The organism is Streptomyces mutabilis (genome assembly GCF_014649815.1).
GTDB lineage: Bacteria > Actinomycetota > Actinomycetes > Streptomycetales > Streptomycetaceae > Streptomyces > Streptomyces mutabilis.
The window spans coordinates 1-587 of sequence record NZ_BMTT01000221.1 but is presented as its reverse complement, the minus strand read 5'-3'; the positions used below and the strand labels follow the sequence as shown (position 1 = coordinate 587).

Sequence of the window (587 nt, the reverse complement as noted above, 5' to 3'; positions counted from 1 at the left end):
TGAGCGCTTAAAACGCTTGGTAGAAGAGTATTGTGATGAAAATGGCGGGTTTATTATTCGCACCGCCGCTGAAGGTGTCGGCGAACATGAAATAAAACAAGATGCTGCTTTTTTAAAGCGCCTATGGAATAAAATCATTGAGCGTAAAAAAAGAAATAAAACGCGCATTCAAATTTATGGTGAGCTTGCTTTAGCACAACGTATTTTACGTGATTTTGCAGGGGCTGAATTAGATAGCATTCGGGTTGACTCTAAATTAACTTATCATCAATTACAGGAGTTTATTGGTGAATATATTCCTGAATTAACCGCTAAACTTGAATTACACCAAGGTAATCAACCTATTTTCGATCTCTACGGGGTTGAAAGTGAAATTCAGCGCGCGTTAGAGCGAAAGGTCGAGTTAAAATCAGGAGGCTATCTGATTATCGACCAAACCGAAGCAATGACAACGATTGATATCAATACGGGCGCTTTTGTTGGTCATCGTAATTTAGAAGAGACGATTTTTAATACCAATGTTGAGGCGAGTCAGGCGATAGCGCGGCAACTGAGATTACGTAATTTAGGCGGCATTATCATTATTG

General features: G+C 39.5%; 1 protein-coding gene. It reads left to right on the top strand.

Annotated features, from left to right (window positions below; translation table 11 throughout):
* On the top strand, positions 1-587 hold a 587-nt coding region (locus tag IE142_RS40115; protein WP_191889482.1), incomplete at both ends, for a ribonuclease E/G.